Genomic DNA, 26,210 nt, shown 5'->3' with positions numbered 1-26,210 from the left:
ACCCCGGCCCCGCCCCCTCCCTCCCAACTGACTCGCAGTTGTTGTCGTTTTGAGCGCTGAAAACGACAACAACTGCGAGTCAGTTGGGTGAGGGCTACTTCTTGCGGCCGAACTTGGGGAGGTTCGCCAGCAGGTCCGCGGCCTTCGTGGCGGCACGGCCCACGGTGCGGCCAATCTGCTGGGGAACAGTGTCGTCGCTGAGCGTGGTGCTGGTGCCGCCGGGAATCACGACGGCGGCACTCAACTCGGCACCGTCCCGCACCAGGACATCCGCCGGGCTGGAGTCCGCAACGGCTGCCAGCGGTATGTCGCCTGCGGTGGAGCGGGCTGTGGTTTCTGCAGACGGGGCCGGTGCTGCCACCACAAACGCCGGAGCCTGGCCCGGCGCAGGCGGCTGTACGGAAGGGGCCGTCTCCGCGGCAGCCCCGCCGCCGACGTCGAACGTCTCCAGCCAGCTGGCAATGCCCTCCAGCGGCTTCCGGTTCAGAGCGTAGTAACGCTTCTGGCCCTGGGCCCGCATGCTGACCAGCTGGGCCTCGCGCAGAACTTTCAGGTGCTTCGAAATTGTGGGCTGGCTCGCGGCCAGCTCCTCCACCAATTCCCCCACGGCTTTGTCGCCGGCACGCAGGCACATCAAAATGTCCCGCCGGGTCGATTCCGCAATGACGGCAAATACGTCGTCTGTCACCATGCCTCCCACCCTAGCGACATATACGCCGAAAGGCATCCACTATTTCGGCGGATGCAGTGCCCCGGCCGGGGGCGGTTTCAGTCAAACCACGGGTCCAGCCCATGCACCGGGAAAACAGCCTTGCGGGTGGCCATCACGGTGCGGTCCACGGCGTCGTTGGGATCAAATCCCACCTCCCAGGAACGCCACCACAGCTCCACGTCATCGCCCATCAGGCCCGGCGCAGCGGTCCCGAACTTCTCCTCCACATACCGGCGCCAGTCATCCGGCACAGGGGTCCGCAACGGCACCGGACGGCCCGCGGCGATTGCTATCAGGTGGCTCCAGGCCCGGGGAACCACTTGGAGCACGTTGTATCCACCGCCGCCGGTGGCGATCCAGCGGTCGCCGCAATGGCGTGCAGCCATATTCCCGACGGCGGTGACCGCCTCGCGTTGTCCGTCCACGCTGAGATTGAGGTGCGTGAGGGGGTCCCCGCGGTGCGAGTCGCAGCCGTGCTGGCTGACAATCACCTCCGGCGCAAAGGCAGCCACCAGTTGCGGCACCACGGCGTGGAAGGCCCGCAGCCAGCCGGCGTCCCCGGTCCCTGACGGCAACGCAACGTTCACCGCCGTTCCTTCGGCATTGGTCCCGCCGGTCTCGTTGGCGAAGCCGGTCCCGGGAAACAGGGTCAGGCCGCTTTCATGCAGCGACACGGTGAGCACCCTGGGATCGTCCCAGAAGATGCTCTGCGTCCCGTCGCCGTGGTGGGCGTCCACGTCGATGTACGCCACTTTGCTGACGCCGCCGTCCAGCAGCCGCTGCACGGCCAGGGCCGCGTCGTTGTAAATACAGAACCCGCTGGCCCTCTCCCGGGACGCATGGTGCATGCCGCCACCGAAATTCACCGCATGCAGCGCGGAGCCATCCAGGATCCGCGAGGCAGACATCAGCGAGCCGCCCGCCAGCCGGCCGGCGGCCTCGTGCATGCCGGCGAAGGCAGGATCATCATCGGTCCCCAGGCCGCGGGCTTGGTCCGTCTGGGTGGGATCGGTACTGACGCGGCGCACGGCCGCCACGAAGTCTGCGGAGTGCACTGTCGACAGTTCCTGGTCCGTGGCCACTTCCGGGGCCGCGACGTCCACGTGCGGCAGGTCGAAGAGGCCCAGGCTGCCGGCCAGCCGCGCCGTCAGGTCCATCCGCTCAGGCGCCATCGGGTGGCCGGGACCAAAGTTGTAGGCCGTCATGGCAGGACTCCACGCCACAGTGGTTGGCGGCGCGGGCTGGCTGAGACCGGGCAGGTATGTCATCAATCACAGGCTACCGGAGCGCGGTGCCCCGAAGCCCCGGCCATTACGCCGGTATTAGTGGTTTACTACTCAGGGAAGCAGTTTCGACCGAGGAAAAGCACAAATGACGCAAAGCCAGTCGAGGCCCCGGAACCCGGCCAGCTGGCACCCCGCAGCGCAGGACCGGGAGGGCCTCTGGATCTTCACGCGGCTGCGCGACTTCATTGACGACATCGCCAACACCTCCCCCGCCCGCCTTGCCCTCAGCGCATTCGCCGCGGTGTGCCTGTTGTTCACGTTCCTGCTGTCCCTGCCGTTCGCCTCAGCCACGGGAACCCCCACACCCTTGTACCAGGCCATGTTCACGGCCGTCTCGGCAGTCTGCGTCACGGGCCTGACAGTGGTGTCGACGGCGGTGCACTGGTCGTTTTTCGGTCAGCTTGTCATCCTGGTGGGCATCTTCGTCGGCGGTCTCGGCACGCTGACACTCGCCTCGCTGCTCGCGCTGATGGTGAGCAAGAGGCTGGGCGTCCGCGGCAAGCTGATCGCCCAGGAAGCCATGAACAACGCCGGCCGCCTGGGTGAGGTGGGCACCCTGCTGCGGATCGTCATCACCACGTCGGTGGTGATCGAGGGGATCCTGGCGCTGACCCTGATCCCTCGGTTCCTCACCCTGGGCGAACCGTTCTGGCAGTCCGTCTGGCACGGTATTTTCTACGCCATTTCCGCGTTCAACAACGCAGGCTTCACGCCCCATTCTGACGGCATCGTCCCCTACGAGACGGACCTCTGGATCCTGGTTCCCCTCATGCTGGGTGTATTCCTGGGCAGCCTGGGCTTCCCCGTGGTGATGGTCCTGCAGCAGAACGGGCTGAACTGGAAGAAGTGGAACCTCCACACCAAGCTCACCATCCAGGTCTCGTTCATCCTCTTGGTCTCGGGCTCGGTCCTGTGGGGGCTGATGGAATGGGAAAACCTCCGGACCATCGGTGGCATGGACCTGGGCGACAAGATCACCCATTCCCTGTTCGCGTCCGTGATGACCAGGTCCGGCGGCTTCAACCTGGTGGACCAGAACCAGATGGAGTCCACCACCATGCTCCTCACCGACGCCCTGATGTTTGCCGGCGGCGGCTCCGCTTCAACAGCCGGCGGCATCAAGGTCACCACCATTGCCGTGATGTTCCTGGCCATCGTTGCCGAAGCCCGCGGCGACGCCGACGTAAAGGTTTATGGCCGGACCATCCCGCAGGGCACCATGCGGGTGGCCATCTCGGTCATCGTGGCCGGAGCCACGCTGGTCTCTGTGTCAGCGTTCCTGCTGCTCCACATCAGCGGCGAATCCATGGACCGGGTACTGTTCGAGACGATCTCCGCATTCGCCACCGTGGGGCTCAGCACCAACCTGAGCGCCGAGCTGCCGCCGGAAGGCGTGTATGTCCTGACGGCGCTGATGTTTGCCGGCCGTGTGGGCACCGTGACCCTCGCCGCCGGACTGGCGCTGCGCCAGCGCAGCCAGCTGTTCCACTACCCCGAAGAGAGGCCCATCATTGGCTAGTTCACCAGACGCTCCCCGCAGGCCGGCCCACAACGCACCCGTGCTGGTCATCGGGCTTGGCCGCTTCGGGTCGTCCACCGCTGAACAGCTGGTGAAGCAGGGCCGCGAAGTGCTCGCGATCGAACGCGACCGGAACCTGGTCCAGAAATGGGCACCGCTGCTCACCCACGTGGTGGAGGCGGACGCCACCAACATCGACGCGCTCCGCCAGCTGGGCGCGCAGGAGTTCAGCTCCGCCGTTGTGGGAGTGGGAACCTCCATCGAGTCCTCGGTGCTGATCACCGTGAACCTCGTGGACCTCGGCATCGAACACCTGTGGGTCAAGGCCATTACGCCCTCCCACGGCAAGATCCTCACCCGGATCGGCGCCAACCACGTGATTTATCCCGAAGCCGACGCCGGCGTCAGGGCCGCACACCTGGTGTCCGGCCGCATGCTGGACTTCATCGAGTTCGACGACGACTTCGCCATCGTGAAGATGTACCCACCCCGCGAAACGGTGGGCTTCACCCTTGACGAGTCGAAGGTCCGTTCCAAGTACGGGGTGACCATCGTGGGTGTGAAGTCTCCCGGCGAGGACTTCACCTACGCCCGGCCCGAAACCAAGGTCTCCTCCCGCGACATGCTGATCGTGTCAGGCCACGTGGACCTGCTGGAACGCTTCGCGGCAAGGCCCTGATCCCGGGCGGTGGCGGTGGACCAGGGCCTCAGCCGAGCTGTTGCGTGATTTCCGCTGCCCGGTCAGCGGCGGCGCGGGCGCCGGCGGCAATGATCGCGGGGATGCCCTGCTCGTCGAACGTTGCAATGGCGCGTTCGGTGGTGCCGTTGGGGCTGGTCACCGATTTACGCAGCGCGGCGGCATCGGCGCCTGGTTCCGCCAGCATAAAGCCGGCTCCGGCCACAGTTTCGCGGGCCAGGAGCTGGGACAGTTCGCGGTCCAGACCCAGTTCCTCGCCAGCGGTCGCCATGGCCTCGGCGAGGTAAAACGCGTAGGCCGGGCCGGAGCCGCTGATGGCCGAGAGCGCGTCCACGTGCTCCTCGGGTACCTCCACCACGGTTCCGGTGCCCTGCAGGAGCTCCTTAACCAGCTGCAGCTGGTCCGGGGAGCAGTTGGTGCCCGGGGAGACCGATACCACGCCGCGGCCAAGCCGGGCCGGCGTGTTGGGCATGGACCTGATGACGGGCTGGCCATCCGGCAGGGCAGCTTCAAGCTGGGCAAGGGACACCGCCGCCGCGACGCTCACCACGATGGTGTCCGGCGACAGGGAACCGCTGATTTCGCGGGCCAGGTCGGCGATGCCCACCGGTTTGACGCCAAGGATGACCACGGCCGAGCCAATGCTGGCCTGCTTGTTGTTGTCCGGTTCCTCTTCGCCGGCAATGGCGGTGATTCCCGGATGGCGTTCGGCAAGTTCCGCAGCGCGACCGGCCCTCCGGACGGTGGCCACGATGTCTGCGGGACTTGTTCCCGATTCCACCAGGCCACCAAGGATGGCTTCGTTCATGGATCCACAGCCAAGGAATGCGATTCGGTTGCTCATGACTCCATCATTGCAGTTCGGCTGTTCCGGCGCAGATGTGAAGATTCCCAGCCGGCTCCCAGATCCACTGCAGGGACTTCACAAGTTGGGTCCCTAATGTAGTTATTACCTCATTGAGGGTGCGAGTGATGCGGCAGGGATGGGGATTCCTGCCCGAGGCACCGGAGGCCGGCAGCGGGTTTCCCCCCATTTTCCTGCTGCCGGCCCCGGTGCTTTCGCTTTTAACGCCAACGCCAACGCCAACGCCAACGCCGGGAGCCAGGCGCCGGGAAAACCAACGGTCAAGCGCCGGCAGGGGCCTCGGCGGCAATGCGGCCTGCGGCTGCAGCAACGTGCGGCGCGGGCTCCAGCGGGCCGGCAAACACCAGCTGGTCCAGCCGCCGCAGGATGAGGCCCTCGCGCAGCGCCCAGGGGCAGATCCGGACCTTCTTGAATTTGAAGAGTTCCAGCGCCGCCTCCGCCACCAGGGCGCCAGCCAGGAGCTGGTGCGCCCGCGCCTCCGAGACGCCCGGCAGGTGCAATCTGTCCTCGGCCTTCATGGCCGAGATCCGCTGCGCCCAGACGCCAAGGTCGAAGGCCTGCAGTTCACGTTTGATGTAGGGACCGGAGGCGCTGGGGGCTGCACCGGCGATCCGGGCCAGCGAACGGAAGGTTTTGGAGGTTCCGGCCACCACGTTGGCCCTGCCAAGCCCGTCGAAGCTGCTGACTGCAGGCTTCAGCGTGGCCCGGATGTAGCGGCGGAGTTCCTTGACGCTGCGGGCCGAGGGCGGGTCCTCGGACAGCCAGTCGCGTGTCAGCCTGCTGGCGCCGAGCGGAACGGAGGTGGCCATCTCCGGCAGCTCGTCCTGGCCGAACGCCATTTCGAAGGAGCCGCCCCCGATGTCCAGGTTGAGGATGGGACCGGCGCCCCAGCCGTGCCAGCGGCGAACCGCGAAGAACGTCATGGACGCTTCTTCGCTGCCTGTCAGTTCCTGCAGGGTGACGGTGGTTTCGTGCTTCACCCGGGCCAGCACCGCCGCGCCGTTGGTGGCCTCGCGGATCGCGGAGGTACAGAACGCCAAGAGGTCATCGGCTTTGTGCCGGGCGGCGAACTCCCATGCCTCCAAAACAAACTCGGTCAGCTCATGCTGGCCCTCCTCACTGATGCTGCCGTCCGGCTCCAGGTACTGGACCAGGGACAGCGGCCGCTTGTGCGAAGCGAACGGCACAGGGCGCGCGCCGGGGTGAGCATCCACCAGGAGGAGGTGGACAGTGTTTGATCCAATATCAAGGACGCCTAGCCGCATCCTGCCATTATTCCCCCTGCGGGCAACCGCGCCGGCATCCCGGCACGCACCCCGGCGTCACAAGTCCTGCGTCACAGGTTCTGGCTCAGGCTCCGGCCGGATCCGCGGCGGCGTCATCAGCGAGCTCGTCGGCGCGCTTGAAGTCGCGCTTGATATTGGCCACGCCCTCGGGATTAATTTCGAAGCCGTAGGCGGCGCCGGGGTTGATGACCATGCCCAGCTCCTCACCGATGTTGGCGATGATGGCGGCGCCCTGCGTGCCCAGCACGTTCGGGGCCGCTTCCAGGAACTGTCCGTCCACCCGGCTGGGGTGGGAGAACACGGCCAGGACGGGATCACCGTCGGCGTTGCCCAGGACCAGCGGCTCCACCTGTGCGTCCAGGCCTTCCACACCATCGGGGCTGAGGATGTAGACCTCGCTGTTCAGGAACGACAGGATGACGTCCACGGGGCTGGCCTCGGGCTGGCCGCCCTGGGCGAGCTTCTCCTCGAGGTCGTTCAGGGGCGTGGGGTCGGTCATTGCAGGCTGTTCACTCATCCCCCTACCCGATCACGTTGCGCGCAACACCGCAATTCCTGCCTGCCGGCCGGGCAGCCCGGACCGGAGACAATCCGCGCCGGACCGGGCTGATCCCCGGTCCGGGCCACGGCTTACTTCTTGGCAGCGGCCTTCTTTTTGGCAGGTGCCTTGCGGGCCGTCGTCGTGCGCTTGACCGGGCCCTTGGCGCGCTTCTCAGCCAAAAGCTCCACAGCCTGCTCCCGGGTCAGTTCCTCCAGGGAGGTGGCCCGCGGGACGGTGATGTTGGTGATGCCATCGGTGATGTACGGGCCGAACCGGCCTTCCTTCACCACGATGTTCTTCTCCGAGACGGGGTCCGGGCCGAACTCGGCCAGCGGCGGAACCGCTGCGCGAGCCCCGCGCTGCTTGGGCTGGGAGTAGATTTCCAGCGCCTGCTCCAGCGTGATGGTGAAGATTTCCTCTTCCGTGCCGATGGAACGGGAGTCGGTGCCCTTCTTCAGATACGGGCCGAACCGGCCGTTCTGGACGGTGATGAGGTTGCCTTCGGCGTCCTCACCCAGCGCGCGCGGCAGGCTCATAAGCTGCAGCGCCTCATCCAGGGAGACGGAGTCCACGGTCATGGACTTGAACAACGAACCGGTGCGCGGCTTCGCCTTGACCGGCTTCTTGGGGGGCTTCGGCTTGCCGTTTTTGTAGTACTCCACCGGCTGGTTGGCGATCTGTTCCTCGGTCATTTCCGGAATGACTTCAGTGACGTAGGCGCCGTAGCGGCCGTTTTTGGCCACCACCGTGTGGCCGGTGTGCGGGTCAGCACCCAGCACCCGCTCCTCCGGCGCAGCGGTCTCCATGAGTTCCACGGCCTTGGCTGCGGTGAGCTCGTCGGGTGCGAGGTCCTCGGGGACGTTGGCGCGGGAGTTCTCCACAATTTCGCCGGTTTTGGGATCCACCGTGGCGGCGGAACTTTCCAGGTACGGGCCGAACTTGCCCACCCGCAGCGTGATCTCGTCCGTGATGGGGATCGAATTGATTTCGCGGGCATCGATCTCGCCGAGGTTGTTGACGATGCTGAGCAGGCCCGGGTCGGCGTCTTCACCGAAGTAGAAGTGCCGCAGCCAGGCAGCTCCGACAGCCTGGCCGTTGGCGATCTTGTCCAGGTCGCCTTCCATGTCCGCGGTGAATTCGTAGTCCACGTAGTCGGTGAAGTGCTGCTCGAGGAGGCGGATCACGGAGAACGCGATCCAGCTTGGCACCAGCGCGGAGCCCTGCTTCCGGACGTATCCGCGGTCCTGGATGGTGGAGATCGTCGAGGCGTACGTGGACGGCCGGCCGATGCCCTTCTTCTCCAGCTCCGCGGTCAGCGACGCTTCGGTGAAGCGCGGCGGCGGCGAGGTTTCGTGGCCAACTGCCAGGATGTCCGACGCCGTCAGCGCGTCTCCCTTGCCCACGTTCGGGAGGCGGCGGGCGTCGTCCGAGTCGTCGTCGCCGCGGCTTTCGTCCTTGCCTTCCTCGTAGGCGGCCAGGAAGCCCGGGAAGGTGATCACGGTGCCGGAGGCGGAGAATTCGGCGTCGCGGCCGTCCGTGGCGGTGGCGCCCAGGCGGATGGTGGCCGTGGAACCCTTGGCGTCACCCATCTGGGAGGCGACGGTCCGCTTCCAGATCAGTTCATAGAGGCGGAACTCGTCGCCGGAGAGCTGCTTGGCCACCTGCGCCGGGGTGCGGAAGGAGTCGCCGGCGGGACGGATGGCCTCGTGGGCTTCCTGGGCGTTGGCGGCCTTGCCGGAGTAGACGCGCGGGGTGGCCGGGATGTACTCCGGCCCGTACAGCTCGGATGCCTGCCGGCGGGCGGCCGTGACGGCCTCGTCGCTCAGCGAGGAGGAGTCGGTACGCATATAGGTGATGTAGCCGTTTTCGTACAGCCGCTGCGCCACCTGCATGGTGCTTTTGGAGGAGAACCGGAGCTTGCGGCCGGCTTCCTGCTGCAGCGTGGACGTGGTGAACGGCGCGGCGGGGCGCCGGGTGTACGGCTTGGTGTCCACGGAGCGGACGGCGAACGCGGCGTCCTGGAGCCCTGCTGCCAGCGACGTGGCCAGCTCCTCGTTGAGGTGGGCAACGTTGCGGGAGGTGAGGACGCCGTCGTCGTTGAAGTCCCGGCCGGTGGCCACCTTGGCACCGTCCACGGCAGCCAGTTTGGCCTTGAAGGAGCCGGACCCGGCCCCGAACTGGCCGGTCAGGTCCCAGTAGGACGCGGCGCGGAACGCCATGCGTTCGCGTTCGCGGTCCACCACCATGCGCGTCACCACGGACTGCACACGCCCGGCGGACAGGCCGCGGGCCACCTTGCGCCACAGCACCGGGGAGATCTCGTAGCCGTACAGGCGGTCCAGCACACGGCGGGTTTCCTGTGCGTCCACGAGTGCCGTGTCCACGTCGCGCAGGTTTCCCATGGCGCGCTGGATGGCTTCCTTGGTGATTTCGCCGAACGTCATCCGGTACACCGGAACCTTGGGCTTCAGCACTTCCAGCAGGTGCCACGCGATGGCCTCGCCCTCGCGGTCCCCATCAGTTGCGAGGTAAAGTTCGTCGGCATCCTTGAGCGCGGCTTTGAGCTCGGACACCTTCTTCTTTTTATCCGCTGACACGACGTAATAAGGCTTGAAGTCGTGGTCAATGTCGACGGCGAACTTGCCGACGGAGGTCTTTTTCAGTTCCGCGGGAAGCTCGGACGGCTGCGGCAGGTCACGGATGTGACCGATGGAGGCCTCAACGATGAAACCCTCGCCGAGGTACTTGGCGATGGTCTTGCTCTTGGCCGGAGACTCCACAATCACGAGTTTCTTGCCGGTTTTGGCCTTGCTTGGCACGATGCTCCTACAGAAAAAGGTTGCTGGGGCAGATGAGCCCATATTGGCCTAGTTCACCATATTTTGGGCCAATGTGCGCATTCCTGTGGAAAACACCGGCCTCCGCGAAGCGGCCGGAACGGGTCAGCCGGCCGCCCGAAGGAGGAAGCCGTCGCGGACCAGGTTTTCCACTTCGGCGAGCAGTTCCTGCCGGAAGGACAGGGCATCGAATCCGTCCTCCCCGGCCAGGCTTCCGCCCAGCAGGGCCTCCAGCGCACCGGCGATCTGGCCGGCGGTCAGGTCGCCGTCGCAGGCGGACACAAACCCCGCCAGTGCGGTGCTCAACAGGTTGGTCCGGCGCAGGCCGGCGCCCTGCCGGAGCAGGATCACGCCCGGGTGCTCGGCACCGGGACGCTGGTGCCGTTCCTCCGTGACGTCCTCGGCCACGATGAGGTGCGCCGCTTCGATGCTGTCCGCTGCCACGTCGTCGTTGCGCTCCACGGCGGCGCCCAGATGCGGGCCGATGGGTTGCTCGATGGGGTAGGTGATTTCCTCGAACCGGCTGATGGTGGCCTGGCCGGGGGCCGCGGGCCGGCGGAGCCAGACCATGCCGAACCCGATCCCTGCCACGTTCCGGCTTGCGAAGTCCGCGAGGTAGGCCCCGTAGGCCTCCCGGTAGTGGTCCCGGTTCCGGGACTCGGAGGCGTCCTGCAGCCAGGTTTCGGCGTATTGTTCGGGGCTGACCTGCTCGCGCTGGATGAACCAGGCGTCGGTGCCGGGGCTGACCCAGGCCCGGGGCCGGTGGTGCCATTCAGTGCCGGCCTCCACTTCCCAGTTGCCCAGCAGCTGCGCCGTCCCGCCCGGGGACAGCAGGCCGGGAAGCCCTGCCACGAGGGAGGCCACGATGTCGTCACCGGGGAGGCCGCCGTCCCGGTAGGTGAACTGGCCGGCGGCGTCCTCGCCTGATCGGCGCGGGGTGATCACGAACGGCGGGTTGGAAACCACCAGGTCGAATTCCTCACCGGCCACGGGCTCCAGCAGCGATCCCAGGCGAAGGCTCACCCGGTCCGCCAGCCGGTCCGGGTCCACGGACAGGGCCTCGGCGTTGAGCAGGATATTGAAGCGGGCAAAAGCCAGGGCCCGTTCGGAGATGTCCGTGGCGGTGACGTGTTCGCAGTGATGCAGGAGATGGAACGCCTGGATGCCGCAGCCCGTGCCCAGGTCCAGGGCCCGTTCCGTGTGGCGGCGCACGGTGGTTTGGACCAGGGTGGTGGAGGCCTGCCCGATGCCCAGCACGTGGTCGTGCCGCAGCACGCCTTCCTGCTGGTGGGCGGCGAGGTCGCTGGCCACCCAGAGTTCGGCGCCGCCGCTGCCGTCCGTGTTGGCATCCCAGCCGTAGGGGCGCAGGTCGGCGCGCGCTGCGAACCGCGCGGTGCCGGGGACGGGCTCAACGAGTCCCAGCTCCACCAGGCCGTCCGCACCCAGGCCCGGCAGCGCGGCGTCGAGCGCCACCCGTTCCTGCGGTTCGGCGAGGAGCCAAAGACGGACGACGGCGGCCAGCGGCCCGGTGCCGCTGTCACGGCTGGCGGCGGCATCCGTGGCGAGCTGGGCCGGGATGATCTGGTCCCGGTTCAGGGCAGCGGAGGCTGACGGGCCCAGCAGCTGCGCCACGCCGTCCAGCGTGTAACCGGCGCGGCGCAGGTCCGCGGCCAGGGCCTGCAGCAGGTGCGGCCGGTCGCTTCGCGGGGCATCGAGGGTGTTGCCGGCGGTGAACTCGAATGGGGATTTAGGCACCGGCCAAGTTTAGTCCGGTCCTCCGCCGGCTCCCGAGGTGCCATGCCACCCTGCGCAGGCGGTAGCGTGGAAGCATGCCTTCCTGCCTCCCTGCCCTCCTGCGTGCGCGCCGTCCTGCCGGGCCCTCCGGCCTGTCCGGGCCCCTGCGCCTGCCGGCCCGCAGGCCCGCCGCCTGGGCTGCACTGGGGGCGTTGGTCATGGCAGCGGCACTGACGGGATGTTCGCCCGGGCTGTCCGTGGAAAACGCAGACGTCCCACAGTGGCGGGCCACGGCCCTGCCCACCGACCCAGGCACCCTCCTCCAGGATGAAGGGAAAATCCTCAACCGGGACCGGATCAGCCCGGAAGCGGCGGATGTTCCGGCCGGTCGGTACACCCTGTCCGTGACCTGCGAAGGCGGCGGAAAAGCGTTCTTCGCCGTGTCCGTTGACGGGGTTGAAATAGTGGACGCAGGTGCGGCCTGCAACGGCAGCCTCGAGACCACACGCTTCACGGTCTCGTCGGCCGGGACCCTGGACATCAGCGCGTCCAGCGTCGACGCGCCGCTGATCTTTGCGTACCAGGTGACGCCCACGCAATAAGGCCTGCAGCACTGGCCCGGCCGCCACCGCAGGCATACAGTCGACGTATGCCCACCGTGCGGGAATCCTCCGCGCCCCGTGGCCTGCAAAGGGCACGGGCTACGCAGGCACGGACGCTCACGGCCACCGTGGGGCGTGCGTCAGTGGGGTTGCTGGTGCTTGGGTCCTCCGTCGCCCTGACCGGCTGCGAATATTCGTACGACGACGGCCTGCCGCGTTCAGCGCCCCAATCCACCGCCGCGCCCGCCACCCCCGAACCCGACATCACCTACGATCCGCTCCGCCGGGAACCTGTGCCGCCGGACGGGCTGGCTGACTGGGTGGCCCGGACCTTGCCCAATGCTTCCCAGCCGGTGGCGTACGCCGGCGCCGGCGTGTTGGCGCCCGGCGAGGTCCTCAAGGAGGACACTCCGGTTCTGGCGGCCGGCACCTATGCGCTGGCGTTGGCCTGCCGGAGCCTGCGGCGCGTTGTGTTTACCTTCCGCACCGACGCCATGGACCTCGCGGACCTGGCCCAGCGGTGCGGCATCAACCGCGAAAGCATCGTCTACCTTGCCTCGGACACGGCAGTGCACGTCACGGTGGAGGCCGGCTCCGCAGCCAACTACGCTTACCGGTTCCGCCGGTTCCCTTAGGCGGCGCAGCCTTCCGGGCAGCGCAGGGTTTCCGGGCTGGCAGCGCACTCGGAGCAGTACAGCGTCAGGGTGCGGCAGCTGGGGTTGGAACAGTTCTCGAATTTGCTGGTCGGGGCTGCGCAGCGGACGCACTGGCCGATGGTTTTTGCGTCCTCGCTGAATTCCAGGTGCATCCGCTTGTCAAAAACGTACAGCGACCCTTCCCAGAGACCCTGGTCCTTGAAGGTCTCGCCGTACCTGACAATCCCGCCGTCCAGCTGATACACCTCTTTGAAACCTCGGTTGACCATCAGGCTGGACAGGACCTCGCAGCGGATGCCGCCGGTGCAGTAGGTGACCACGGGTTTGTCTTTCAGCGCGTCGTACTTGCCGGACTCCAGCTCCTTGATGAAGTCGTGCGTGGTGGCCACATCGGGCACCACCGCGTCCTTGAACTTGCCGATCTGGGCCTCGAAGGCGTTCCGGCCGTCAAAGAAAACCACGTCCTCGCCCGCCTGTTTCCGGTTGGCCACCAGCTCGTGCAGTTCCTCGGGCTGGAGGTGCTTCCCGCCGCCCACCACACCGTTCGCGTCCACCTTAAGTTCCCCGGGCGCGCCGAAGGAGACAATCTCATCGCGCACCTTGACGCTCAGCCGCGGGAAGTCCGCTGCGCCGCCGTCGGACCATTTGATGTCGATGCCTGCAAAGCCCTTGTATTCGCGGGTTGTCTTTACGTACTGCTTTACCGCGCCGATTTCGCCGCCCACCGTGGCGTTGATGCCGTCCCGGGAAATCAGGATCCGGCCCGTAAGGCCGAGCTTCTCGCAGAGGGCACGCTGCCAGAGCCGGACGGCGTCCGGGTCTGAGAGGGGGGTAAAGCCGTAAAAGAGCACAATTCGGTTTAAAGCCACGTATTTAAGGGTACCGGCTCGGGTTCCCGGACACCGTCCGCCCGCCGCAGGGTGCCTGCGGCCGGGGCGTTGGCGCATCACGATTGGATAAGCACTGTTGCAGCCACTGTTGCTGGCCGTCGGGCTGGAATAGTCTCATGCCATGAGCCCGGAAACCACGATTGAAGACATCACAGGCCTTCTTGAACTATGGGTGGCCGGCTGGGCGGGTTGCCGCGGCTACCGCACCTCCACCGAGGGCCGGTTCCCTGCCGCCTTGCGGTCCGAGAGCAGCGGGGACTGGGAATTCTTTGCAGCCGACCCCTCGGACGCTGAATTTGCCGAACTGGCAGCCAAGGTGGCGGTGGCGCCGGCCATGGTCCTGACCATCCTCACCAACGACACCGCCCGGTACGCCCGGCTGGCGCAGCAGCACGGGCTCAACGTGACCTCGGATTCGCAGACCATGATGATTGTGGACATGGAAACCCAGGACGCCGAGGATCCGTGGCTGCCTGACGATGACCTGGAACTGTCCACCTCCGAAACGGACGGCGTGCACTACGCCGAAGTGCGGTCCGGCGAAACCATCGCCGCCAGTGGCAGGCTGTTTGTGGTGGGCAACACCGCGGTGTTCGACAAGATTGTTACGGACCCGGCGTTCCAGCGCCGCGGCCTGGGCAGTTTCATCATGCGGGCCCTCGCGGCGCAGGCCTTCGGCCATGATGTGCTGAACGGGCTGCTGCTGGCCTCCACCGACGGCCAGAAACTGTATTCCCACCTCGGCTGGACCGCAGTCTCCCGGGTTCTGATGCTTTCGGCAGACCACGACGGCGGGGACCTTTCCCTCAGCTGACGGCCGGGCGCCGGCCGCCGGTTACCCCTTGGGCGGATTCGGCGACGCCGGGTGCCACCGGATGAAAGAATGTCGGGGTGAACCCCCATGACTCCCTGATTCCCCTGCTGGGCCGCGGCCCGGATCCGGAACAGCTCCGTCATGTCCGCACCATCCCGGCACGCGAAGCAGTGCACGCGCCGTGGCCGGAATGGGTGCACCCCGACGTTGTGGCGGCCTATGGCACGTTGGGGATCCACGAACCCTACAAGCATCAGGTCCGCGCGGCAGACGTGGCCCACGCCGGCAGGCATGTTGTGGTGGCCACCGGAACGGCGTCTGGCAAGTCGTTGGCGTATCAGTTGCCTGCCCTGGATGCCATCCACCGTTCGGAGCTGCGGGTGCTCGCTGAACCCGGCAGGATCCACGACGACGGCGCCGTGACCCTTTACCTCTCCCCCACCAAAGCGCTGGCGGCCGACCAGCTTAATGCGATCCGGGCCCTGAAGCTGCCTACCGTCCGCGCGGAAACCTACGACGGCGACACCGACCCGGCATCCCGGCGCTGGATCCGGGACCACGCCAACTTCATCCTGGCGAACCCGGACATGCTGCACTTCGGGATCCTTCCCAACCATGCGTGGTGGGCCGGGTTCTTCCGCCGGCTGCGCTACGTGATCGTTGATGAGGCGCACAGCTACCGGGGTGTGTTCGGCTCGCACGTGGCCAACCTGATGCGGCGGCTGCGGCGGATCTGTGCCTACTACGGGGCGGGAACGTCTTTCCCGGAGCCGGTGTTCATCGCGGCTTCCGCCACGGCTTCGGAACCGGATACCTCGTTCGCCCGGCTGATCGGCGCCCCGGTGGAGGCCGTGTCCACGGACTGCTCGCCCCACGGGGCCACCACAGTGGCTTTCTGGGAGCCGGCACTGACCGAGGCCCGGGGCGAGAACGGCGCCAACGTGCGGCGCACCGCTGTGGCCGAAACAGCGGACCTGCTGGCCAACCTGGTGTCGGCGCGCATCCGCACCATCGCGTTCATCAAGTCGCGGCGCGGGGCGGAGACCATCTCGGCCATCACCAAGCGCCTCCTGGACGAGGTGGATCCCAGCCTGCCGCAGCGGGTGGCAGCCTACCGTTCGGGGTACCTTCCTGAGGAGCGGCGGGCGGTGGAGAAGGCCCTCCGCTCCGGGGAACTTCTGGGGGTGTCCAGCACCTCGGCGCTGGAACTGGGCATTGATATTTCCGGGCTCGACGCCGTCCTCGTTGCCGGCTGGCCGGGGACCCGGGCGTCCCTGTTCCAGCAGATCGGCCGGGCCGGCCGGGCGGGGCAGGACGCCATCGCCGCCTTTGTGGCCAGCGACGATCCGTTGGATACGTTCCTGGTGAACCATCCGGAGGCGATCTTCGACGTTTCCGTGGAAGCCACCGTGTTTGACCCGTCCAACCCCTACGTCCTGGGACCGCACCTGTGCGCCGCGGCAGCTGAACTTCCGCTGGGAACCGGCGAACTGGCCCTGTTTGGTCCTTCGGCCGAGGGACTCCTGGATCAGCTGGTGGCGCAGGGATACCTTCGTCGCCGGCCCGCAGGGTGGTTTTGGACGCATTCCCAGAGTGCCGCCGCCATGGTCCATCTCCGGGCGGACGGCGGCGGACCGGTAAACATCGTGGACGCCGACACCGGCTCCCTGCTGGGGACCATGGATTCCCCGCAAACGCACTACCAGGCCCACACCGGGGCCGTGTACGTCCATCAGGGGGACAGCTACGTGGTGGAGGACCTCAACGAGGACGACCACTGCGTGATGGTGCGCCGGGCCAATCCCGATTTTTACACCACGGCCCGCGATGTCACCCAGATCGAGGTCCTCGAGACCCAGCGGACCGCCCCGTGGGGCGACGTTTCGGTGCATTTCGGCGAGGTCAAGGTGACCACGCAGGTGGTTTCCTTCCAGCGCAAGGCTTTGATCTCCAACGAGGTCCTCGGCGAGGAGCCGCTGGAACTCGGCGCGAGGGATCTTTTTACCAAGGCGGTGTGGTTCGAGGTGGGGAACCGGTCCCTGACCGGAGCGGGGCTCGTGGAAGCCGAATTTCCCGGCGCCCTGCACGCCGCCGAACATGCGGCCATCGGATTGCTGCCGCTGGTGGCCTCCAGTGACAGGTGGGACATCGGCGGGGTCTCCACAGCGCTGCACGCCGACACCGGAGTGCCCACCATCTTCGTCTATGACGGACACCCTGGCGGGGCAGGTTTCGCCGAACGCGCATTCGACAAGGCCAAGGTCTGGCTGACGGCCACCCGCGACGCCATCCGGGCCTGCGAATGCGAGTCCGGTTGCCCCTCCTGTGTCCAGTCCCCTAAGTGCGGGAACAAAAACAACCCTTTGGACAAGACCGGCGCCGTGACGCTCCTGGGCGTGCTCCTGAAGGACGCAACCGAAGCGATGCCGCCGGCTCCTGCAGGTTCCACCGGCTGGGGCCAGGGCCACAACCGGCCAGCGCCAGCCGACGGCAGCACCGGCTGACCAGGAGTTCACGGCGCCGGACCGGACCTGCAGTTCACAACGGCTCACCTGACCTCGGTCACGGCGGCGGACCGGCTCTGGCATGACCCGTTGCCGGACCCAGCAGGGTCCGCCGGAGCATTTCCGTCCGAACCTCCACCGACAGGTCGGGGCGCGGTAAACAGCTCAGCAGCGCGGCGGCATGGCGCGCCGCAACCACGGCCGCCGCCGCGCACGGGTCCCCCGCCGTAATTCCGCGGTGGGCGTCCGCGGCTGCGAGCGCTGCCAGATCGGCTGCGGCCGCCGCACGGCTGGCCAGCACCGCAGACTGGGCCAAGAGGAGGACCAGCGCGGTGGCAAGCATAACCACAACCGCAAGCCCCAAGGCCAACATTGTCCCCGAGCCGCGCTCCCTGCGGTCATCCGTTGGATGAGCCCGTTCGTCTACCGCTGGCATGCTGCCTCCCTGAACAGGTTTTCTTCCTCCAAGGCCCCTCCTGCGGGCTTGTTGACTGCTGCCGGCGTTGCTTCCACGCCGCACGGACGCGGTGTCCGCCTGCCTTGGTGCGGCTCTCATCTTCCCGACCGTGCGGAACCCGATCATTAACCGGTGGGCAGTCAGGGGCCCGGCCAGGTCCCAGTGACGTCGGGCACCCCGCGCTCGCTCTGTGCCGAGGCAGTGGCTGTAAGGGTCCAGGGGATGATCGCTCCCAAGGTGCCACCCACCCGGTCCGTGACCTTAACTCCCAACCAGCCGCCCTGGGACGATACCGACGTTGACGCTGAGGGCCCGGCCAGGGCGGCCACTGTCCCGCGGACCGTCTCCGGTCCATCGCCGCGGGCCAGTGCGCGGGCCCCGGCCCTGGCGCCCGCCTCCAGCCGCAGCTGGGTAATTCCTGCCGCCGCACCCGCAAGCAACATGGACAGCAAGGCAACCACGGCCGGCAGCGCGACGGCGAACTCGGCCGTGACACTGCCCCCGGAGCGGTCCCTGCACCCGCCAACTGCAGCCCCGCGGACCATCACGGAAGCGCCAATGCCGTCCGGATCAGGTTCAGCAAAAAACCCCGGACTTCATCGCTGCGGAGAATGAACACCAGCAGGCCGGCGAAGCCGACAGCTGCCAGGGTGGCTATGGCGTACTCCGCTGTGGCCATTCCGGCCTGGGCAAAAGCACTGCCGCGACGCTGTCGTATCCGGGCAGTGCGTAGCCGGGGACCACTCATCAGCGTGTGGCGTGTCCGGCTGGCACCCGGATACAGCTCCACCACATTCTCCGGAAGATCCGTCCGGGCCGGTTCCTCCCCGGAACCCCTGAAGAGCTTCCCGCGCCGTCTCTCCCTTGGTCCGGGCGGCGGGCCGCCATTGGCATCGGAAGCGTTGGAATGTGGGTGGCGATGGTTCATGGCCATGTGCTTTCCTTCCGTGTTGCCGGTCGGATGACCGGCTCCCATCGAGTCTTCAGGGGCAGGCGTGCTGCTGAAAGGAGGCAATCGGGCTAAGTGGATAACCTGCCGCGGCCCGACTCTGTGGAGGACGGGACAGCGGCGTCCGCTCAGGCACCGGATGGCAGCAGTGCCAGCAGCACCGGAACGACACCGAGGCAAATGAAGGCCGGCAGGGAGCACAACCCCAGCGGGAGAACAAGCTTGACGCCCAGGGTCGCGGCGCGTTTTTCCGCCGCCCGGAAGCGTTCCCGCCGCAGCCTGGCCGCCTGGGCATAGAGAATGGCCGACGACGGCGCCCCGGTCAGGGCGGCGAATCCGAGGGCCTCCTGCAAGTCCAGGATTCCTTGGGGCCGGACGCCCGTACTCCCCCATGCGGTCTCCCAGTCGGCGCCCATTGCAAGCGCTGCGACCACCGGGCGCAGGGCCTGGCAATACATCGGGTCTGCTGAGGCGGCCACCAGCTCAAGGGCGCGCCCGATCCCGGCTCCCGCTTCGAGCATGGCCGCCACGAGCTCCAGGATCATGGCTGTGTCCGCCAGCCCTTCGACGCCACCGGGGGGACCCCTGCGGCGCGCCTCATTGTCCCCATCAACAGTTCCAGGTGGCGGCCAGTTCCGGATCCAACGCCTTGACCGCCCGTTTCCGGACACACCAATCCAGGCCGCTACTGCGAGCACGGCAAAAAGTGCCAGCGCGGGAGCTTCGCCACTCATGGCTGTCCAGCACCGGCGGCAGCCGCCACCAGCCGTGCGGACCAAAGCCTTCCAGCGACGGTAAGGCCGAGGCCGGCAGCCAACGTACCCAGCCCCAACGGTGTCTGCAGGAGGACAGACAAGGGATCGACTCCCAGCGCCGAGCCAAGGCCAAGCCCCAGGACGGGGAGCCACGTGAGCAGGCTGACTGTGGCCTTTGGGCCGGCCAGCGCCGTGTGCCGTGCGGCTTCTGCGTCGTCTTCGGCTTCCAGTTGCGCCGCGAACCTGGTGAGGACGTCGGCCAGAGGACAGCCGCTCGCTTCGGCAATGTCCAGGCACGCAGCCAGGTTCCACCAGATCCGGGTTTCGCTCCCCTGCCGGGGAAACACCTTTGGCAGTGCCCGGCGGAGCGCCGCGGACACGGGCATGCCGCCCAAAGCCGCGGCATGCGCCGCAGCCACCATGGCTGTTGAGCCTGCCGACAAGTTCCCACGCCCCCGTCCGCCGCTGCTGTCCTGGACCTTGGACAGTTCGTCCCAGATGCGCGCGGGGGCGCGTCCTCCTTTCAGCAGGGCTGCCAGCTGCTGGACCAGCAAGGTCATGGACGGGGACTGCATCGACTGGCTGCGGCCCGGCGGCCACCGCAAGCCGGAGCCAACCCTGACCACCGGGCCTGGCGGGTATGCGGCAACCCGGGGCCCGGTTTGCCGGACACGGCGGAGCCTCGCCCTCGCTCCATTTGGCGGCCGCAGGGTCAGTGCTGCAGCAAGGAAGAGCAGGACGGCGAGGGCCAGTTCCATCACACGAACTCCTGGTCCAGCTCCAGCCGTCCGGCGAGGACAGCCCATCCCGGGCCCCGCACCGTCCGGCCGCCTTCCAGCCGCAGGGCCGGCGTCACCATGAGTCCGGCCGGCCCTGCTCCGATGATCCCCACGCACGTCACTGCCCTCCCCAGGGCAGTCCGGTCAAGATGGATGACCACATCCAGGGCGCTGTTGGCCTGCAGCCGCACTCCTTCCGGGCTCAGCCCGGCCAGTGCTCCCAAGGCCGTGAGCCGGGCCGGGATGGCGGCCGCAGCGTTCGCGTGAATGGTCCCGCCAGCGCCGCTGTGCCCGGTATTCATCGCCGCCAGCAGGTCCCGGACTTCCGCGCCGCGGCACTCGCCCACCACCAGCCTGTCGGGGCGCATCCGAAGTGCCTGGCGCACCAGCTCGCCCAGATCAACCGTGCCGCCGCCCTCAACGTTCCCGTGGCGCGACTCCAGGGACACAACGTGGGGATGCACGGGATTCAGCTCCGATGCATCTTCGATGAGCACCAGCCGCTCAGCCGGAGCGCAAAGCCCCAGGAGTGTGGCCAGCAGCGTGGTTTTGCCTGACCCGGTCGCGCCGCTGATGAGGAAGTTCAGCCGGTTCCGCACCACTGCCTCAAGTACGTCCTGCAGGAGCCCGTCAAACATGCCTGCCAGCCGTAGTTCAGCCATACTGAACACCCGCTCCCTGCGGATCCGGATACTGAGCAGCGTGCCGGCAGTGGACACGGGCGGCAGGACCGCGTGGATCCGGTAGCCGCCCGGCAGCCGCACATCCACGCAGGGTGAGCCGTCATCCAACCGCCTGCCACCGGCAGCCACCATCCGGCACGCCAATGCCCGGACCTGCGCCTCTCCATCGAAGTACACCCGTACCCGTTCAACACCCTGCCCCCGATCCACCCAGACCGACCCGGGACCGTTCACAAAGATGTCGGTGACTGCGGGATCACGGGTCAGCTCCTGCAGCGGGCCCAGCCCGTTCAGCTCCGCGCTGATCCGTTCGACGGCGGCCAGCGCGCCGGCAGTTCCCAGCAACCTGCCGGTGGCCTGCACCGCCGCAGCCACACGGGATGGTGTGACAGCCCCGGGATCCGCCATGACGGAAGCACGGACCGATTCGAGCAGGCCGGAATCCACCGATGGACCGGCGTCCTGCCTGCCTGCAGAAGGAGTCCCGGCCCGGCGGCCGGTTATTCCGCCCGACCAGGCTCGGCGCGCCTGCACTGCATCGCGGTCGCCTCCCCCCTCCCCTCCCCAAGGCTCGGCCCGTTCCCTCACGGTCCTTCCTCACCGGGCAGGCCGTCGCCCAGGCCATCCAAAACCGCGGCCGTAAAGGCCCTGACGCGGCGACGTCTGCCCAGGCCCAGGAGCCGGCCCGACTCGGTTGCCGCAGCCACGCCGCGCACGTCCGGTAACCGGCCGTGCGCCGGGAGCCCCACGGCATCGGAGATCTGCAACGCGTCCAGGTCTGCCCCGCGCCGGCTCCGGATCAATAGCGAAGCCTCCACTGGTGGCAGTTCGTGAAGCAACCGGACAGCAGCCACGGCCGCTTTCAGCTGGGCCGGGACCACCACCATGATGCGGTCGCAGTCCCAGGCGAAAGTCCGCAACGGACCGGAGCCCCGGCCGATGTCCACCACCACCAATTCGTAGCCCCGGCGGGCCGCTTCCAAAACACCCGCCGTGGTTGCCGGTGGCACAGATACTGGTTGCTCCCGGCTGGCGGGCCAGGACAGGAACGCGAAACCTCCGCAGACGGGCAGCGCGTCCGCCAGTTGGGCGGAGTCGATGCTGCCGCGCGCCTCGGCAAGATCAGGCCAGCGGAGGCCCGGCGATTCCTCGGCCGCAAGGGCGAGTTCCAGCCCGCCACCCCACGGATCGCCATCCACCAGCAGCACCCTTGCCCCCAGGGCTGCTGCCGCCTGCGCAATCCAGATGGCGGCGGTGGTTGCCCCGGCCCCGCCGCAGCCTCCTGTCACCCCAAGGACCAAACCGCCGGGTCCCGGGGCCCGCGCCCGGCTGAGATGGCCGGCAAGCCAGGCGGCAGCATCCGGAAGGACGGCAACACGCTCGGCCCCCAAGGCCGCGGCCAGGTGCCAGAGGCTGTCGCCTTCCCCGTCCAGCCCGACGACGACGGCTGGCGCCCTGCGCCGCGGCGGCAGCTCCCTGATATCGCTTCCCACGAGTACCGAGTGCACCTGGTCCCAGTAGCGCGCGGCCTCTCCTGAATCAGCTGCGATCCGAAGATGGGCGCCCGCTGCTGCAGCGATCCGCTCCACTTCCGCCCGCAGAAAGCCGGATCCGGTGACAAGCAGTACCTCCCCTGCTTCCCCGGGCAGCCACACACCCGCCGGCTCATCGCTGTCCTGTGGACGCGAGCGGGTCCGGCCCCGGAGGCTGGTCCCAAAAAATCCGGCCGGACCCGACGCTGCGGACCGTCGTGTGGCGGTCTCGGCAGGTTCGCCAGGTCCAGCAGGTGCCGTCGGACCGTGGGCGCCGGACGCGTCACCGGTGACGCCGACGGTAAGAATTTCCGGCGTCTTTGATCCCGGGTGGGGCGGACCCAGCTGGTGCCTGCTCATGACTGCCACTTTCCACCGAAATGCACACACCCGGCAGGTGCCCCTGCCCCTATGTGGAAAACCCGCGCCGCAGCGCCGGCCACCCGCGCCCCAACCCGGGCCACCGATCAGGAACCCCCGCCGGACAGGGCACAATTGGAGCATGTACCTGCTGCTCGCCGCCCACCCCAACGGCGCGTCACTGCAGGAGCTCACCCAGGCAGGCGATCCACTGCCAGCCAATCCGGAACCGCAGCTGATCCCCGCAGCGGAACTGGCCGCCGTCGTCCGCAGCCTGGAAAACACAAGGCAGGCGCCCCGCTGGATCTGGCACCGCACCCAGGACTGGTACCCGGCGCTTCTCGGTGCAGGGGTGGAGCTGGAACGCTGCTACGACTTGTCCTTGTGCGGCAACATCCTGGCTTTCTCGGAGTTCACCGCCCACACGGCGTATGCGAAAAGTGCCGACCGGACGCCCGCCGAGGACACCCTTCTCCCGCCCAAAGCGTTACTGCCGCCTCCTCCCCCGGCAGACCAGGGCGCCCTGTTCGAGGACCCCGGCACCAATGCCACGCCACGATTCACGCCTGATGAGCTGCGGCTGGAATACGCGGCCCAACAGGACACCCTGGCGCAGGCCGGCACGGAGGATAACCGGCGCAACCGGCTTTTCCTGCTGCTTGCTGCCGAATCCGCGGCGGCCATGATCGCCGCCGAAATGCAGCACGCGGGTGTTCCGTGGCGGGAGGACCTGCACGAGGATCTGCTGGCAGGCTACCTCGGCCCGCGCCCTGCCGCCGGCCGCCGCCCCGTAAAGCTCGAACAACTGGCCGGCGAACTGCGCGGGCTGCTGAACGCTCCCGGTTTGAACCCCGATTCACCGCAGGAGCTGATGCGCGCCCTGCACCGCAGCGGCATCGAGGTCAAAAGCACCCGGCAATGGGAACTGAAGGAATCCAACCATCCCGCCATCGGCCCCCTGCTGGCATACAAAAAGCTTTCCCGGCTGCATTCGGCGAACGGCTGGGCCTGGCTGGACGCCTGGGTGGCCGGCGGCCGGTTCCGGCCCGAATACGTGGTGGGCGGTGTGGTGTCGGGCCGCTGGGCCTCGCGGGGCGGCGGCGCCCTGCAGATTCCGCGCCAGGTCCGAGCCGCCGTCCACGCCAATCCGGGCCACAAGCTGATCGTTGCTGACGCCTCGCAGCTTGAACCCCGGGTCCTGGTGGCCCTGGCCCAGGACACAGTGATGGCCGAGGCCGCCCGGGACCAGGACCTCTACGCCGGAATCGCCGCCAAGGGCTTCGGCGGGGACCGGGCCAAAGCCAAAATGGCCCTGCTGGGTGCCATGTACGGGGCCACCTCCGGGGAGGCCGGCCGGCTGATGCCGCAGCTCGCCCGGACGTATCCGCGTGCCGTGGACTTTGTGGAACGCGCCGCCCGCGCAGGTGAAGCGGGCGGAACCGTCACCACCCGGCTGGGCCGAAGCAGCCCGCCACCATCTCCCCTGTGGTACCGGAGCCAGCAGTCCGCCAGCGCGGAGGAGCAGCGCCGCGCCGAGTCCATTGCCCGTTCACGAGGGCGGTTCACCCGGAATTTTGTGGTCCAGGGCTCCGCCGCGGATTGGGCGGCGTGCTGGCTCGCGGAATTACGACGGCGGCTGCGCACCATCCGGGCGGACGGTGCGGCCGGGGCGGAACTCGTCTTTTTCCTGCACGACGAAGTGATGGTCCACGCACCGGAAGCGGCCGTGGGGGCGTGCATCCAGGCCATCGAGGACGCCGCCAGTGCCGCCAAGGAGCTGCTGTTCGGCCGGATTCCGGTGGAATTTCCGGTCAGCGTAACCGTGGTGGACTCCTACGACAACGCCAAGTAGTCAACACGCGCCGGATGCTACGGAACCCGGAGTAACCTACCGGGCGGTAGCTCGACGGGCACTGTGACGCCCACTACAGTTTGTACTGGCGACTGATGCAGACCGGTGCTGCGATGACGTATGCAATGACGCACACAGGAGGTCCGGTCGATGGCTGGCAGATTCGAAATTCACCGGGTTGGCGACAACTCGTACAGGCTGCGGCTCACCGACGCAGAGGGCAATACGGTGGCCGTCTCACCGAACTTCAAGTCCCTGGCTACGCTCCGGGACGGCGTCAAGGCCATGCGGGAAAATGCAGCCACCGGAATTGTGGTGGACCTGCGCCAGCAGCAGGCCTGACCGGAATCGGAACCAGCCGCAATCGGAACCAGCCGTCACCCGTCCATCGGGTGCAGCCGGTCATGGTCCCACGGGACGGCCCAGCCAAGCTGGTCAAAGAGCCCGCTCAGGACAATGCCGGTGAAACCCCACACCACCACCCCGTTAACCACAAACGCCGGGCTGTCGAAGGTCCGGCCTGCACGGTGCACGGTGGCCATGGCGCGGTTGTCCGGGTCCAGCAGGTCGCGCACCGGTACCCGGAAAACCTGGGCTGACTCGCCGTAGTCAACGACGTGCACAGGCGAGGGTGCCTGCCACCAGCCCAGCACGGGCGTCACCAGGAAGTTGCTGTACGCCAGTCCGAGCTGCTGCAGGGTACCCAGCACTTCGACGCCGGCCGGGTCCAGTCCCGTTTCCTCCTCGGCTTCCCGCAGTGCCGCCGCCACCGCTGATTCCCCCGCGTCCAGGCCGCCGCCGGGGAAGGCAACCTGCCCCGGATGAGAGCCCAGGGTGTGGGCCCGCTCCAGCAACAGCACATCGAGGTCTGCCGGCGCCAAGGGCTTGCCGGATACGGCCGGAACATCGTCCAACTGTCCGAACAGCATCAGCACCGCGGCTTCGCGGGCGGTCTGCGCATCAACTGTCAGTGCAGCCCACCGCGGATCCGGTGCGGGGTTTGTGCCGCCGGCAACCCGCCTGGCAAGATCCATCAGGTCGTTGCGGGCGCTCAAGGGTTCCTTCTCTGGGATTCCATCCGGATTTCGGCAGCATTGCCCGTCTCCGCCAGCAACCGTTCCAGCAGTGCCTCACTGCCGGGCGCCAGCTCATATTTCAGGAGCTTGGCTGCCTTGGCCGGATCCGTCTCGCCCAGGCCGTAACTGGGGCACCAGTTGGCGACCGGGCAGGCCCCGCAGGCAGGCTTCCGGGAGTGGCAGACGCGGCGGCCGTGGAACACCACGCGGTGGGACAGCATGGTCCAGTCCTTGGGTTCGAAGAGCCCCGCCACGTCCGATTCGATCCGCACAGGATCCTCGGACTGCGTCCACCCGAACCGCCGGGACAGCCGGCCGAAGTGCGTGTCCACCGTGATCCCCGGAACACCGAACGCGTTGCCCAACACCACGTTTGCCGTCTTCCGGCCCACCCCGGGGAGGGTCACCAACGCATCAAGGCGCCCGGGGACCACGCCGTCGTATTCGTCCACCAGCCGGGTGGCAAGGGCCAGGAGGTTCCGTGCCTTGGCCCGGAAGAATCCGGTGGGCTTGATGATGGCTTCAAGCTCTTCGGCTTCGGCCTCCGACATGGCCTGGGGGTCCGGGAACCGGGTAAAGAGCAGCGGCGTGATCTGGTTGACCATCACGTCGGTGGTTTGCGCGGACAGCACGGTGGCCACCAGCAGCTCAAACGGATTGCGGAAGTCGAGTTCGGCATGCGCGTACGGATACTTCTCCGCCAGGGCCCCGTTGATGCGCCGCGCCCGCCGTTTCAGGGCAAGCACCGACTCGGACGAAACCACCGGCATCCCGGCGGCTTGCCCTGCGGCTGGCGGAACCGCCGTCGGTGTTTTCGCAACCCG

Annotated in this window: 25 protein-coding genes; 8 read left to right on the top strand and 17 right to left on the bottom strand. The window is 67.6% G+C overall.

The annotated features are described in order from the left end of the window. Positions 1 to 94 precede the first annotated feature (94 nt). The gene (locus tag QRN07_RS04065) at positions 95 to 691 is read right to left on the bottom strand and encodes an ArsR/SmtB family transcription factor (RefSeq protein WP_285240385.1); all 597 of its coding nucleotides are present in this window, start codon (positions 689 to 691) and stop codon (positions 95 to 97) included. A gap of 77 nt (positions 692 to 768) precedes the next feature. Next, positions 769 to 1,980, bottom strand: a complete 1,212-nt coding sequence (locus QRN07_RS04060) for an acetoin utilization protein AcuC (RefSeq protein WP_050687441.1) — start codon at positions 1,978 to 1,980, stop codon at positions 769 to 771. 103 nt (positions 1,981 to 2,083) lie between these two features. Here QRN07_RS04060 and QRN07_RS04055 point away from each other — a divergent pair, with 103 nt between their 5' ends. Next, positions 2,084 to 3,517, top strand: coding sequence for a TrkH family potassium uptake protein (locus tag QRN07_RS04055; protein WP_050687439.1), 1,434 nt, complete (start codon positions 2,084 to 2,086; stop codon positions 3,515 to 3,517). 40 nt (positions 3,518 to 3,557) lie between these two features. After that, a complete protein-coding gene (locus tag QRN07_RS04050; RefSeq protein WP_018761823.1) occupies positions 3,558 to 4,196 on the top strand; it encodes a potassium channel family protein in 639 nt (212 codons plus the stop codon). 28 nt (positions 4,197 to 4,224) lie between these two features. Here QRN07_RS04050 and proC read toward each other — a convergent pair whose 3' ends face one another. The 5 genes from proC to QRN07_RS04025 all read right to left on the bottom strand — a co-directional run bounded on the left by proC (position 4,225) and on the right by QRN07_RS04025 (position 11,498). Further along, positions 4,225 to 5,058, bottom strand: a complete 834-nt coding sequence (gene proC, locus QRN07_RS04045) for a pyrroline-5-carboxylate reductase (protein WP_050687435.1) — start codon at positions 5,056 to 5,058, stop codon at positions 4,225 to 4,227. Between the two features lie 281 nt (positions 5,059 to 5,339). Then, the gene (locus tag QRN07_RS04040) at positions 5,340 to 6,344 is read right to left on the bottom strand and encodes a Ppx/GppA phosphatase family protein (RefSeq protein WP_285240384.1); all 1,005 of its coding nucleotides are present in this window, start codon (positions 6,342 to 6,344) and stop codon (positions 5,340 to 5,342) included. Between the two features lie 85 nt (positions 6,345 to 6,429). Next, positions 6,430 to 6,882 carry an SseB family protein gene (locus QRN07_RS04035; RefSeq protein ID WP_056596444.1) on the bottom strand — a complete coding sequence of 151 codons (453 nt, stop codon included), beginning with the start codon at positions 6,880 to 6,882 and terminating at the stop codon, positions 6,430 to 6,432. A gap of 113 nt (positions 6,883 to 6,995) precedes the next feature. Further along, positions 6,996 to 9,725 (bottom strand): type I DNA topoisomerase, encoded by a 2,730-nt coding sequence (gene topA / locus QRN07_RS04030; protein ID WP_056596439.1) that lies wholly within the window; start codon positions 9,723 to 9,725, stop codon positions 6,996 to 6,998. A gap of 123 nt (positions 9,726 to 9,848) precedes the next feature. After that, positions 9,849 to 11,498 (bottom strand): N5-glutamine methyltransferase family protein, encoded by a 1,650-nt coding sequence (locus QRN07_RS04025; protein WP_285240383.1) that lies wholly within the window; start codon positions 11,496 to 11,498, stop codon positions 9,849 to 9,851. Between the two features lie 74 nt (positions 11,499 to 11,572). Here QRN07_RS04025 and QRN07_RS04020 point away from each other — a divergent pair, with 74 nt between their 5' ends. Further along, positions 11,573 to 12,079 (top strand): DUF6023 family protein, encoded by a 507-nt coding sequence (locus tag QRN07_RS04020; RefSeq protein WP_285240382.1) that lies wholly within the window; start codon positions 11,573 to 11,575, stop codon positions 12,077 to 12,079. Positions 12,080 to 12,126: 47 nt separating this feature from the next. Then, positions 12,127 to 12,714: a hypothetical protein gene (locus QRN07_RS04015; RefSeq protein ID WP_285240381.1), complete on the top strand. Its 588-nt coding sequence runs from the start codon at positions 12,127 to 12,129 to the stop codon at positions 12,712 to 12,714. On the opposite strand, the gene trhO is transcribed toward QRN07_RS04015, so the two are convergent. Then, positions 12,711 to 13,604 (bottom strand): oxygen-dependent tRNA uridine(34) hydroxylase TrhO, encoded by an 894-nt coding sequence (trhO, locus tag QRN07_RS04010; RefSeq protein ID WP_285240380.1) that lies wholly within the window; start codon positions 13,602 to 13,604, stop codon positions 12,711 to 12,713. The two genes, QRN07_RS04015 and trhO, sit on opposite strands and share 4 nt — an antisense overlap. A gap of 142 nt (positions 13,605 to 13,746) precedes the next feature. Here trhO and QRN07_RS04005 point away from each other — a divergent pair, with 142 nt between their 5' ends. Both QRN07_RS04005 and QRN07_RS04000 read left to right on the top strand, forming a co-directional pair. Beyond that, a complete protein-coding gene (locus QRN07_RS04005; RefSeq protein WP_285240379.1) occupies positions 13,747 to 14,439 on the top strand; it encodes a GNAT family N-acetyltransferase in 693 nt (230 codons plus the stop codon). A gap of 77 nt (positions 14,440 to 14,516) precedes the next feature. Further along, positions 14,517 to 16,943 carry a DEAD/DEAH box helicase gene (locus tag QRN07_RS04000; RefSeq protein WP_285240378.1) on the top strand — a complete coding sequence of 809 codons (2,427 nt, stop codon included), beginning with the start codon at positions 14,517 to 14,519 and terminating at the stop codon, positions 16,941 to 16,943. Positions 16,944 to 17,001: 58 nt separating this feature from the next. On the opposite strand, the gene QRN07_RS03995 is transcribed toward QRN07_RS04000, so the two are convergent. From QRN07_RS03995 to ssd, 7 genes are all read right to left on the bottom strand, one after another. Then, a complete protein-coding gene (locus QRN07_RS03995; RefSeq protein WP_285240377.1) occupies positions 17,002 to 17,379 on the bottom strand; it encodes an Rv3654c family TadE-like protein in 378 nt (125 codons plus the stop codon). Positions 17,380 to 17,540: 161 nt separating this feature from the next. Continuing rightward, entirely contained in the window at positions 17,541 to 17,945 is a 405-nt protein-coding gene (locus QRN07_RS03990; RefSeq protein WP_285240486.1) for a TadE family type IV pilus minor pilin, read from the bottom strand. Further along, positions 17,945 to 18,334: a DUF4244 domain-containing protein gene (locus tag QRN07_RS03985; RefSeq protein WP_285240376.1), complete on the bottom strand. Its 390-nt coding sequence runs from the start codon at positions 18,332 to 18,334 to the stop codon at positions 17,945 to 17,947. The genes QRN07_RS03990 and QRN07_RS03985 overlap by 1 nt, the downstream gene beginning before the upstream one ends. Before the next feature lie 143 nt (positions 18,335 to 18,477). Continuing rightward, positions 18,478 to 19,083: a type II secretion system F family protein gene (locus tag QRN07_RS03980; RefSeq protein WP_285240375.1), complete on the bottom strand. Its 606-nt coding sequence runs from the start codon at positions 19,081 to 19,083 to the stop codon at positions 18,478 to 18,480. After that, a complete protein-coding gene (locus QRN07_RS03975) occupies positions 19,080 to 19,862 on the bottom strand; it encodes a type II secretion system F family protein (RefSeq protein ID WP_056596407.1) in 783 nt (260 codons plus the stop codon). Before QRN07_RS03975 ends, QRN07_RS03980 begins: the two co-directional genes overlap by 4 nt. Then, positions 19,862 to 21,070, bottom strand: a complete 1,209-nt coding sequence (locus tag QRN07_RS03970) for a TadA family conjugal transfer-associated ATPase (RefSeq protein ID WP_285240485.1) — start codon at positions 21,068 to 21,070, stop codon at positions 19,862 to 19,864. Before QRN07_RS03970 ends, QRN07_RS03975 begins: the two co-directional genes overlap by 1 nt. A gap of 80 nt (positions 21,071 to 21,150) precedes the next feature. Further along, entirely contained in the window at positions 21,151 to 22,458 is a 1,308-nt protein-coding gene (ssd, locus tag QRN07_RS03965; protein WP_350224278.1) for a septum site-determining protein Ssd, read from the bottom strand. Positions 22,459 to 22,600: 142 nt separating this feature from the next. Between ssd and QRN07_RS03960 the strand changes: the two genes are divergently transcribed. Beyond that, entirely contained in the window at positions 22,601 to 24,310 is a 1,710-nt protein-coding gene (locus QRN07_RS03960) for a bifunctional 3'-5' exonuclease/DNA polymerase (protein ID WP_285240374.1), read from the top strand. A 150-nt stretch (positions 24,311 to 24,460) separates the two neighbouring features. Next, the gene (locus QRN07_RS03955; protein ID WP_050683994.1) at positions 24,461 to 24,652 is read left to right on the top strand and encodes a YegP family protein; all 192 of its coding nucleotides are present in this window, start codon (positions 24,461 to 24,463) and stop codon (positions 24,650 to 24,652) included. A gap of 35 nt (positions 24,653 to 24,687) precedes the next feature. On the opposite strand, the gene QRN07_RS03950 is transcribed toward QRN07_RS03955, so the two are convergent. Next, complete coding sequence (locus QRN07_RS03950) at positions 24,688 to 25,365, bottom strand: NUDIX hydrolase (RefSeq protein ID WP_056596400.1); 678 nt, start codon at positions 25,363 to 25,365, stop codon at positions 24,688 to 24,690. Next, positions 25,362 to 26,156 (bottom strand): endonuclease III, encoded by a 795-nt coding sequence (nth, locus tag QRN07_RS03945; protein WP_285240373.1) that lies wholly within the window; start codon positions 26,154 to 26,156, stop codon positions 25,362 to 25,364. Before nth ends, QRN07_RS03950 begins: the two co-directional genes overlap by 4 nt. Positions 26,157 to 26,210: the final 54 nt, after the last annotated feature.

Origin of the sequence: Pseudarthrobacter sp. MEB009 (genome assembly GCF_030208875.1) — a bacterium.
In the GTDB taxonomy this organism is placed as follows: Bacteria; Actinomycetota; Actinomycetes; order Actinomycetales; family Micrococcaceae; genus Arthrobacter.
This window is presented reverse-complemented; position numbering and strand designations above follow the sequence as displayed.